This window comes from Sphingomonas sp. MS122 (assembly GCF_049532975.1).
Lineage (GTDB): Bacteria > Pseudomonadota > Alphaproteobacteria > Sphingomonadales > Sphingomonadaceae > Sphingomonas.
The window spans coordinates 1630932-1641290 of the sequence record NZ_CP186695.1 but is presented as its reverse complement, the minus strand read 5'-3'; the positions used below and the strand labels follow the sequence as shown (position 1 = coordinate 1641290).

Below are 10359 nucleotides of genomic sequence, written 5' to 3'. Positions count from 1 at the left end.
CCGCCGAATTGAGGGAGGGGTGGGATGAAGCGTTGGACGATTGCCGCGATGATGCTGGCGGCCTTGCCCGCGAGCGCGCAGGCGATGACCGTCGGCCAGTTCCTGGCCAAGGCCAATGCGCTCAAGGCCAAGGGCATCCTCGCGATCGGTTCGCCCGACATCAAGCTGCTGCGCGCCGAGGTGCAGAGCGTCGCCGACGCCTATCGCGCCGATCTCACCGCCGCCCGCAAGGCCGGGCGCACGCCGCACAGCTGCCCGCCGCCCAAGGGCAAGGCCAAGCTCGGCGCCAAGGAGGTGATGGCCGAGTTCAACGCGATCCCGCCGGCGCAGCGGGGGATGAGCGTCAAGACCGCCTTCTACGCGATGATGAAGAAGCGCTATCCCTGCCGCTAGCCGAGCAGCCCTAGCCCGAGCAGCAGCAGCGCGAAGATCACCACGATGAAGGTGATCATGTTGAGCAGCACGAAGGTCCGCAGCAGCGCGCTCCAGCCGCGCAGGCGATAGGCGCCCTTCATCTGGAAGAAGATGTGCAGCGGCGGCGCGAAGACCGCCACGGTCGCGATGATGTTCAGCCGCAGCCCCAGCCCGCCGGCGATCGTCAGCAGGATCCCGAGCAAGGACATGAACGACAGCGAATAGGTCACGAACACCGCGTGGTCGTAGCCCTTGAAGCGCCGCTTCCAGAAGAACAGCAGCCACACGAACGGGATCGACAGCGGGATCAGCGCCCAGCTGAACTTGTAGCTGTTGGTCTGCAGCTTGTAGAGCGCGAGCCCGGGATTGTGGTTGGCCTTCTCGATCCCCTTGTCGAGCCGCTTCCAGCCGGTCTTGAAGTTGAGGCCCTTGCCGCTCGCCCGGCTTAGCGAGACCGGGATCTTCTTGAACTCCTCGAGGTCGCGCGAGAGGCCGGCGATACGCTTGTCGAGCTTCTTGGCGCGCTCGCTGCCGGGCTCGGCCCTGGCGCGCGACTCCCGCGCGTCGGCGAGCGCGCTCTCGGTGTTCTGCCGCGCGAACGACAGGCCCTGCTCGAACTGCGCGGCGGTGCCGACTTCGGCCGGCGGCGAAATGCCCATGATCTGGAGCACCGCGAACATCGTGAAGACCGAGAACAGGAACATCGCCATCGGCGAGACGAAGCGCGCGCGCTCGCCATGGATGTAGCGCCGCGTCAGCTCGCCCGGGCGGAAGAACAGCAGCGGCAGCGTGTTCCACAGCTTGCCCTCGAAATGGACGACGCCGTGCAGGATCTCGTGCCCGATCGCGCCGATCGTGCGGTGGACATGCCCGGCCTGGCCGCAGCGATGGCAGTGCGGGCCGAGCAGGCGTGCGCCGCAATTGAGGCAGATGCCGCCATGCTCGCCATGGCCTTCACCGTGCCGATTCTCGGCCGCGCGGCTCCACAGCGCCCCGCTGACCACTTCCCCGGCTGCGTCGAATTCCCCCATGAAAGCCCACCTAACAAACCCGCAAAGCAGAGGCGATAGGGACTTTCGCGCCGCAGCGTGATAGCCCAATGGCCATGGACATGATGACGCAGAGCTCGCCCGAAGCCCTGATCGCGGACATGGGCGCGCGCGCCCGCGTCGCCGCCGTGACGCTGGCGGCGCTGCCGGCGCCGCGCAAGGCCGAGGGACTGCGCGCCGCCGCCGCCGCGATCCGCGAGACGGCGGATGCGATCCTGGCGGCGAACGCGCAGGACGTCGCGGCGGGCGAGGCGAATGGCCTCAGCGGCGCGCTGCTGGACCGGCTGCGGCTCGATCCGGCGCGGCTGGAGAGCGCGGCGGCGGGCGTCGAGGCGGTCGCGGCGCTGACCGACCCGGTGGGCGAGGTGATCAGCCGCAGCGAGCGCCCCAACGGGCTCGAGCTCAGCCGCGTGCGCGTGCCGATCGGGGTGATCGGCATCATCTATGAGAGCCGGCCCAACGTCACCGCCGATGCCGCGGCGCTGTGCGTGATGAGCGGCAATGCCGCGATCCTGCGCGGCGGGTCGGAGGCCGCGCTCAGCAACCGCGCGATCCACGCCGCCTTCGCCGCGGGGCTCGAGCGCGCCGGGCTGCCCGCCGATGCCGTGCAGCTCGTCCCCACCACCGACCGCGCCGCGGTCGGCGCGATGCTGCGGGCCGAGGGCGCGATCGACCTGGTCGTGCCGCGCGGCGGCAAGAGCCTGGTCGCGCGCGTGCAGGAGGAGGCGCGCGTGCCCGTGCTCGCGCATCTCGACGGGATCAACCATACTTATATCGACCGCGCCGCCGACCCGGCGATGGCGCGCGACCTCGCCGTGAACGCCAAGATGCGCCGCACCGGCATCTGCGGCGCGACCGAGACGCTGCTGATCGACATCGCCTTCGCCGATCCCGTCCCCATCCTTGCGGCGCTCGCCGACACCGGCTGCGAGCTGCGCGGCGACGCGGACATCCGCGCGCTCGAACCGCGCGTGGTGGCGGCCAATGCCGAGGACTGGGACACCGAGTATCTCGACTCGATCCTGTCGGTGAAGCGCGTCGACGGCGTCGACGGCGCGATGGCGCATATCGCTGCGCACGGATCGCACCATACCGACGCGATCGTCACCGAGGACGCGGCTACGGCGGAGCGCTTCCTCAGCGGCGTCGACAGCGCGATCGTGATGTGGAACGCCTCGACCCAGTTCGCCGATGGCGGCGAGTTCGGGCTGGGCGCCGAGATCGGCATCGCCACCGGCCGCCTCCATGCCCGCGGCCCGGTCGCGCTCGAGGGGCTGACGACCTATAAATGGGTGGTGCGCGGGAGCGGACAGATTAGGGCCTGAACCCAGTTGGAACGAGGATCGAGATCGCCCATGGAAGGCCGCCGACAAGGAGCGCAGCGCAGTCGCGTAGCAGCGCTACGCGCAAGCAAGCGACGCTGTTCGGCGGCCTTCCATGGGCGACCGCGAAGCGGCGGGCGTCTTTTGGCGCCATGCGGCGTCGCGCGTCGGTCACGATGGAACCCCATCGCTCCCTCCTTGCTCCTGGCCTGGCGCCAAAATCCGCTCCGTCTCGACCTCGTTCCAACTGGGTTCAGACCCTAAGTCCTTGAAGCGCATCGGGCTTCTCGGCGGGTCGTTCAACCCGGCACATCGCGGGCATCGCGCGATCTCGCTCCACGCCTTGCGCGCGCTGGGGCTGGACGAGGTGTGGTGGATGGTCTCGCCCGGCAATCCGCTCAAGGAGCGCGAGGGCATGGCCCCCTTCGCCGCGCGCATCGCCTCGGCCCGGGCGATGGCGCGGCACGCGCCGATCCGCCCAACCGCGGTCGAGAAAAGGCTCAAGACGCGCTACACCGTCGACACGCTGACCAAGCTGCCGCGGCTCTATCCCAAGCACCGCTTCATCTGGCTGATGGGCGCCGACAACCTCGCGCAATTCGACCAGTGGAAGGGTTGGCGCCATATTGCGCGACAGGTTCCGATTGCGGTGATCGCGCGCCCGGGTTATGATCGCGACGCCCATGCAAGTCCTGCCATGGGCTGGCTGCGGCGCTTTGTGCGGCCCGCAGGCCAGGCGAAGAACTGGACGAAGTGGAGTTTGCCGGCCCTGGTGCTGTTGCGCTTCCGACCCGACCCGACTTCGGCGACACGCCTGCGCGCCGCCGACCCCGCCTGGCACCGGCGTTATGCGCCGTCCCCACATAACCGCACGCGCGTCTCGAGACGCTAGGAGCCCCCTTGAACGCATCGCCCCATGTTTCGCGTACGCCCGAGCCGCAGGGTAACCCGGACGAGGCCCCCCATGAATCCGACGCGCTCCACCAGCTCGTCCTGACCTCGCTCGACGACGATCAGGCGGTCGAGACGGTCTCGATCCCGCTCGCCGGCAAGAGCAGCATCGCCGACTATATGGTCGTGGCCTCGGGCCGCTCGACCCGGCAGGTCGCGTCGATGGCGAACAAGCTGGCGGAGAAGATCAAGGCCGAGTTCGGCCGCAACCCGCGCGTCGAGGGGCTGCCCACCGCAGACTGGGTGCTGATCGACGCGGGCGACGTGATCGTCCATCTGTTCCGGCCCGAGGTCCGCACCTTCTACAATCTCGAGCGGATGTGGGCGTTCGGGGACAACGCCGTCGGCAACGCCTGAGATTCGTTCGATGCGCCGCACCAGCCCGCTCCCCCGCCCGGCTACCCACAGGATATTGGCGCTGGGTGGCCGGGTGGGGGAGCGGGCTGGTGCGGTAAACCCAATCTAGAACATGCTGCTGCATATCGTGGCGCGCGGGCGCATCGGGCGCGGGCCCGAGGCCGAGCTGGTCGAACGTTACCTGAAGCGCGTCACCTGGCCGCACAAGATCACCGAATTGCCCGATATCGGCGGCAAGCTGCCTGAGCTTGCCCCCGGCACCCGTCGCGTGATGCTCGACGAGAAGGGCGAGAACCTGCCCTCGCGCGTGCTCGCCGAACGGCTCCAGGCATGGCGCGACGACGGGGTGCGCGAGGCGCGCTTCCTGATCGGCGCAGCCGACGGGTTCGATGACGATGAACGGCGCGACGCCGACCTCCTGATCGCCTTCGGCCGGGCGACTTGGCCGCATCTGCTGGCGCGCGCGATGCTCGCCGAGCAATTGTGGCGCGCGACCAGCATCCTTGCCAACCACCCCTATCACCGCGAAGGCTGACAGCATGCGCTGGGCCCTGATCGCTGTTGCCGTCCTGCTCCTCGGCCTCGCCGGCCTCACCGCGCTGCCGGCGCAGCCCCCCGATCTCGCCGCACAGCGCGGGCAGCTCAAGGCCGCCAACCAGGCGGCGAAGGACGCCGAGGCGCGCGCCAAACGGCTCCAGCAAGCCGCAGCCGGCGAGCGCGACGAGGCCCGCCGCGCGAAGGCCCGCGAAGCCGCCATCGCGGCGAGCATCCAGGCGGCTGAAGCGCAGATCGCCGCCGCCCGCGCCCGCGTCGCCATCGTCGACCGGCTGCTCGCGGCGCAGCGCGCGCGGCTCGAGGCGCAGCAGGGCCCGATCGCGCGGCTGGTCGCGGCGCTGCAGTCGCTCGCGCGGCGCCCGGCGATGCTCGGGCTGCTCCAGCCCGGCTCTACCGCCGACATCGTCCATGTCCGCGCCGTGCTGGGCAGCGTCGCGCCGGTGGTGCGCGAGCGCAGCGCCGGCGTGCGCGCCGAGATCGCGCGCACCCGCCGCCTGCGCGAGGGGGCGCAGATCGCCGCGCGCAGCCTGAACGACGGGCGCGAGCGCCTCGAGAGCCAGCGGCTCGCGCTGGTGCGGATGGAAGCGGGGCACCGGCTGCGCGCCGCGGGCTACCGGCGCGACGCGATGTTCGAATCGGACCGCGCGCTCGCGCTCGGTGAGCAGGCGCGCGACCTGGTCGAGCTGATGGACACGCTCGGCGCCGCGGCCGAGACGCGCGAGGCGCTCGAGGCGCTGTCCGGCCCGCTCCCGCGCCCCGGCGCCGCGAGCGAGGACGACGCCGCCCCCGCCCCGGCCCGTGCCGCGCGGAAGGGGCCGCCGCCCTATCGCCTGCCGGTTGCGGGCAGCATCGTCACCGGCCTTGGCGAGGTCTCCGACGCCGGGGTGCGCTCGCGCGGCCTGACGCTGTCGAGCTGGGCCGGGGCGCAGGTCGTCGCACCCGCCGCGGGACGCGTGATCTATGCCGGGCGCTTCCGCGGCTATGGCAATATCGTGATCCTCGACCATGGCGGGGGCTGGACCTCGCTCGTCGCGGGGCTCGACCGCGTGCTGGTGCGAGTCGGCGACGCCCCGGTGCAGGGCACCCCGCTCGGCCGCGCGCCCCAGGGCGAGGCGCCGCGCATCACCGTCGAGTTGCGCCGCCAGGGCCATGCGGTGGACCTCGCACAGCTGCTGGATTGACGTCTCGCCCTTGCCGCTTTGCCGCCACGGCTTTCCGGTCTATCTTGTCGCCAAGCACTGCTCAGGAAGTAAGCGTATGATCCGTCCCATCCTCCAGGTCACCGCCGCGGTCGGCGCGCTGGCGCTCGTTCCGATCACCACCGGCGCCATGGCCAGCGTCGACACGTCGAGCTATCGCGAGCTCGACGCGTTCATGGACGTCTATGCCCGGGTGAAGGCCGACTATGTCGAGAAGGTCGACGACAAGACGCTGATCAAGGGCGCGATCGACGGCATGCTCGCCAGCCTCGATCCGCACAGCTCCTATGTCGATGCGGTCGCGTTCGACAATATGCGCCTCGCCACCGAGGGCAATTATGGCGGGCTCGGCCTCTCCGTCACGATGGAGGACGGCGCGGTCAAGATCGTCACCCCGACCGAGGACACGCCCGCCTGGCGCGCCGGCCTCAAGTCGGGCGACTTCATCACCCATCTCGACGGCAAGCTGATCTATGGCGGCACGCTCGACGAGGCGATCAGCCAGATGCGCGGCGAGCCCGGCACCAAGATCACGCTGCGCATCATCCGGCCCGGCCGCGACAAGCCGTTCGACGTCACCCTGACCCGCGACACCATCGTCCAGAAGGCGGTGAAGTGGGAGGTCAAGGACGGCATCGGCATCCTCAACATCAACACCTTCTCCGCCACCACCGCGTCGGACATGCGCGCGGGCATCGCGGCGATCGAGAAGCAGCTCGGCGGCAAGCCCAAGGGCTATGTCATCGACCTGCGCGCCAACGGCGGGGGCCTGCTGACCCAGGCGATCGAGGTGACCGACGCGTTCCTGTCGCATGGCGAGATCGTTTCGCAGCGCGGGCGCGAGAAGGCGGATATCGAGCGCTGGTACGCCAAGGCCGACGATCTCGCGCGCGGGCTGCCGCTGGTCGTGCTGGTCGATGCCGGCACCGCCTCGGCGTCCGAGATCGTCGCGGGCGCGCTGCAGGATCATCACCGCGCGCTGGTGTTGGGCGAGAAGACCTTCGGCAAGGGCTCGGTGCAGACGCTGCTCCAGCTCGGGCCGCGCACCGCGCTGCGCCTCACCACCGCGCGCTACTACACCCCTTCGGGCCGCTCGGTGCAGGAGGGCGGGATCGAGCCCGACCTGCTCGTGCCGCAGCTCTCGGACGCCGACTACAAGACCCGGCCGGTGTTCCGCGAGGCGGATCTGCGCCGCCACCTGATCAACGAGACCAAGGTCGACAATTCGATCCTCGAGGAGGACACCAAGACCGATCCGCGCTTCGCCGCGAGCACCGAGGAGCTCAAGAAGAAGGGGGTCGAGGACTTCCAGCTCCATTATGCGCTGCAGACCATCGCGCGCACCGCGGCGCCGCCGCGCATGGCGGCGGGCGGCGCGCCCAAGAGCGGCACGAAGCGCTAACCGGACGATGGCTCCCCGCCGCATCGCGCAGGCGCTCGCCCTGCTGCTTCCGCTCGGGCTGATCGCGGGCGCGCTCTACAGCCAATATTATCGCGGCCTGTTCCCGTGCGAGATGTGCATGTGGCAGCGCTGGCCGCATTATGCGGCGATCGCCCTGGCCGCGCTGTCCTTCGCGGCGAAGCCGGCGCGCACGCCGCTGGTGTGGCTCGCCACGCTCGGCATCGCGATCAGCGGCGCGATCGGCGTGTTCCATGCCGGGGTCGAATATGGCTGGTGGGAGGGGCTCACCCGCTGCGCCACCCATTTCGGCGGCGGCAACGCGCTCGACGCGATCATGAACGCCCCGCTGGTGCGCTGCGACGTCGCGCCGTGGCATTTCCTCGGCATCTCGCTCGCGGGCTGGAATGCGATCCTTTCGCTCGGCGGTGCGTTGGTGATCGCGATGCTGATGCTCAGGAAACAGCGCCGATGAGGTGCAAGCCCGGCGATCCCCGGCCCGACGTCAAGTCGATGATCCGCGTCGACCAGGCGGGCGAATATGGCGCGACGCGCATCTATGCCGGGCAGCTCGCCGTGATGGGCGACCGGCACGACATGGCACGGGCGATTTCCGGGATGGCCAACCAGGAGGAACGGCACCGCGCCTTCTTCGATGCGTTGATCGCCGAGCGCGGGGTGCGGCCGACCGCGCTGCAGCCGGTGTGGAACGCCGCAGGCTTCGCGCTCGGCGCCGCGACGGCGGCGCTCGGGCCGGCGGCGGCGATGGCGTGCACCGTGGCGGTCGAGACCGAGATCGACCTCCACTATCAGGAGCAGCTCGACGCGCTGGGCGCCGACGATCCCGAGCTGTCCGCCGCAGTCGCCGAGTTCCGCGCCGAGGAGCTCGAGCATCGCGATTCGGCGCTCGCCGCGGGCGCCGAGACCGCCCCGGGCTACCCGCTGCTCTCGGGCGCGATCCGCCTGGCGTGCAAGGCTGCCATTGCGGTCTCGAAACGGATATAGCGACGATCTGGGGCGTTAGGGGATTTGGAGTTGACGATGACGAAGACGATCCTGCTGGGCCTGACCCTTGCCGCCGCGCCGCTCGCGGCACCGCCCCCCGCGCTCGCCCAGAATGCGGCGCAGAACGGCGTGCTGGTCATCTATGGCGACGACAAATGCCCGACCAACGCCGACGGCGAGGAAGTGGTGATCTGCGTCCGCCGGCCTGCCGAGGAGCGCTTCCGCATCCCGCAGGAGCTGCGCGACCAGGAGGTCACCCCGCAAAATGAGAGCTGGGCGGTGCGCCAGCAGGGCGCGATGTCGGTCGGCGACACCGGCATCGGCAGCTGCACCACGGTGGGCCCGGGCGGCGGGATCGGCTGCGCGACCCGCGAGATCCAGGCGGGCAAGGCCGAGGCCGATGCGCGCCGCCGCGCCGAGAAGGTCCTGCCGGACTGAGATCGCGATACAATCATGATCGTCATCCCCGCGCAGGCGGGGATCCATTCTGGTTGACGGAAGAGATAGAGCCGCAACGTCAGTCCCAATGGATTCCCGCCTGCGCGGGGATGACGGCGTGGGGGGTGATGTGCTGCAATGAATTTGATGACGCACGGAAATAGGGTGGTTGGGGGTGAGGCGCGCAAGCGCTGGCAGGTTCCGGCACTGCTGTTCGCGCTGGTCTGGCTGTCCTGCACCTGGTTCGGCTCCTGGGCGTTCAACCCCAACAGCGCGACACGGCTGCTCGCCGCCACCGCGATCGTCGAGAAGGGCGATGCGCGAATCGACAATTTCGCCGACATGACGATGGACAAGGCGCTGTTCGACGGCCATTTCTACATGGACAAGGCGCCGGGCATGACGCTGATGGCGCTGCCCTGGGTGGCGCTGACCAACCATCTCACCAACCGCACCTCGTTCGACATCCCCCATCGCCTGTTCGATCCGACCGCCGAGGATTTCCTGCGGCTGCGCATGCGCGTCGCGATCGCCTTCACCAGCGCGATCCTGACCGCACTGGCCGCGATCGCGCTGCTCGACCTCGGCACCGGCCTCACCGGCAGTCGCGCCGCCGGCCTGTTCGCCGCGGCGAGCTTTGCCCTCGGCACGACGATGTGGGGCTGGACCACCACCTATTTCGGCCATGCGCCGACCACCGCCCTGATCGCGATCGCGCTCTGGGCGGTGTGGCGCGGTACCCACGGCGGCTCGCCGGGGCGGCACGCGCTGATCGCCGGGCTCGCGCTCGGCTGGGCGGTGGTGATCGAGCACACCGCGATCCTCACCGGCGCCCCGGTCGCATTGTGGGCGCTGTGGTGCATCCGCGGCTGGGAAGCCCCGCACATCGCCCGCACCGTCGCGCTGGCGCTCGCCGGCGGCATCGCCGCGTCGATCCCGCTCTTCGCCTACAACCTCGCCGTGTTCGGCCACCCCTTCCAGACCGGCTATTCGGGCGTGGTCGGGTTTGAGGGGATGCAGCAGGGGCTGTTCGGCCTCACCTATCCCAAGCTCGACGTGCTGTGGGAGATCCTCGGCGGCAAGCGCCGCGGCATGGTGTGGGTAGCGCCGGTGCTGGTGCTCGCGCCCTTCGGCTTCTGGACGCTGCTGCGCGATCCCCGCACGCGCGACATCGGCGTCATGGCCGCCGCGGGGGCGGTGACCGCGTTCCTCTACCACGCGTCCTATGTCTATTGGGACGGCGGCAACTCGACCGGGCCGCGCCACGCGCTCCCCGCGGTCGCCTATCTCGCCATCGGCCTCGCCGCCTTCTGGGCCGGCGCCAACCGCTTCGAGAAGTGGCTGGGGGGCGGCTTCCTCACCGCGAGCGTCGCGATCAACCTCGCCATCACCGCGGCCGAGGTGCAGGCGCCGCATTTCTACCACGCGCCGCTCAACCAGCACATCATCCCCAAATTCCTGAGCGGCGACATCCGCACCATCCCCAACGAATTCTGGGGCTGGTCGAGCTGGGCGGGGCTCGGCCTGTATCTCGCGCTCGCCGGGCTGCTTGCGGCACTGCTGGTGCGGGCATCATGGCGCGAGGCGCAAGTCGCTGAAACCGCATGAGAATGATTCGCGGCTGAAACCTCACGCCGGTTGACCGGTTGAATGGCCGAAGGAGAGTTCCG

At 70.0% G+C, this 10359-nt stretch carries 12 protein-coding genes; 11 read left to right on the top strand and 1 reads right to left on the bottom strand.

Annotated elements, in window-relative coordinates:
- The first annotated feature begins 24 nt into the window (after nt 1-24).
- Nucleotides 25-393: a hypothetical protein gene (locus tag ACO227_RS07910; protein WP_423606685.1), complete on the top strand. Its 369-nt coding sequence runs from the start codon at nt 25-27 to the stop codon at nt 391-393.
- Here ACO227_RS07910 and ACO227_RS07905 read toward each other — a convergent pair.
- Nucleotides 390-1445, bottom strand: a complete 1056-nt coding sequence (locus ACO227_RS07905; protein WP_423606683.1) for a DUF3667 domain-containing protein — start codon at nt 1443-1445, stop codon at nt 390-392. The two genes, ACO227_RS07910 and ACO227_RS07905, sit on opposite strands and share 4 nt — an antisense overlap.
- A 74-nt stretch (nt 1446-1519) precedes the next feature.
- Between ACO227_RS07905 and ACO227_RS07900 the strand changes: the two genes are divergently transcribed.
- The 10 genes from ACO227_RS07900 (at nt 1520) to ACO227_RS07855 (ending at nt 10297) form a co-directional block, all read left to right on the top strand.
- The gene (locus tag ACO227_RS07900) at nt 1520-2788 is read left to right on the top strand and encodes a glutamate-5-semialdehyde dehydrogenase (protein ID WP_423606682.1); all 1269 of its coding nucleotides are present in this window, start codon (nt 1520-1522) and stop codon (nt 2786-2788) included.
- A gap of 265 nt (nt 2789-3053) precedes the next feature.
- A complete protein-coding gene (locus ACO227_RS07895; RefSeq protein WP_423606681.1) occupies nt 3054-3677 on the top strand; it encodes a nicotinate-nucleotide adenylyltransferase in 624 nt (207 codons plus the stop codon).
- 101 nt (nt 3678-3778) lie between these two features.
- On the top strand, nt 3779-4093 hold the full coding sequence (gene rsfS, locus ACO227_RS07890; RefSeq protein WP_423607305.1) for a ribosome silencing factor: 315 nt from the start codon (nt 3779-3781) through the stop codon (nt 4091-4093).
- Between the two features lie 112 nt (nt 4094-4205).
- On the top strand, nt 4206-4628 hold the full coding sequence (locus tag ACO227_RS07885) for a 23S rRNA (pseudouridine(1915)-N(3))-methyltransferase RlmH (RefSeq protein WP_423606679.1): 423 nt from the start codon (nt 4206-4208) through the stop codon (nt 4626-4628).
- A gap of 4 nt (nt 4629-4632) precedes the next feature.
- Nucleotides 4633-5829: a murein hydrolase activator EnvC family protein gene (locus ACO227_RS07880; protein ID WP_423606677.1), complete on the top strand. Its 1197-nt coding sequence runs from the start codon at nt 4633-4635 to the stop codon at nt 5827-5829.
- A 76-nt stretch (nt 5830-5905) separates the two neighbouring features.
- Complete coding sequence (locus ACO227_RS07875; protein WP_423606675.1) at nt 5906-7249, top strand: S41 family peptidase; 1344 nt, start codon at nt 5906-5908, stop codon at nt 7247-7249.
- 7 nt (nt 7250-7256) lie between these two features.
- Nucleotides 7257-7721, top strand: a complete 465-nt coding sequence (locus tag ACO227_RS07870; RefSeq protein WP_423606673.1) for a disulfide bond formation protein B — start codon at nt 7257-7259, stop codon at nt 7719-7721.
- The gene (locus ACO227_RS07865) at nt 7718-8251 is read left to right on the top strand and encodes a demethoxyubiquinone hydroxylase family protein (RefSeq protein ID WP_423606672.1); all 534 of its coding nucleotides are present in this window, start codon (nt 7718-7720) and stop codon (nt 8249-8251) included. Before ACO227_RS07870 ends, ACO227_RS07865 begins: the two co-directional genes overlap by 4 nt.
- A gap of 36 nt (nt 8252-8287) precedes the next feature.
- Nucleotides 8288-8689, top strand: a complete 402-nt coding sequence (locus ACO227_RS07860) for a hypothetical protein (RefSeq protein WP_423606670.1) — start codon at nt 8288-8290, stop codon at nt 8687-8689.
- A 165-nt stretch (nt 8690-8854) separates the two neighbouring features.
- Nucleotides 8855-10297: a hypothetical protein gene (locus tag ACO227_RS07855; protein ID WP_423606668.1), complete on the top strand. Its 1443-nt coding sequence runs from the start codon at nt 8855-8857 to the stop codon at nt 10295-10297.
- Nucleotides 10298-10359: the final 62 nt, after the last annotated feature.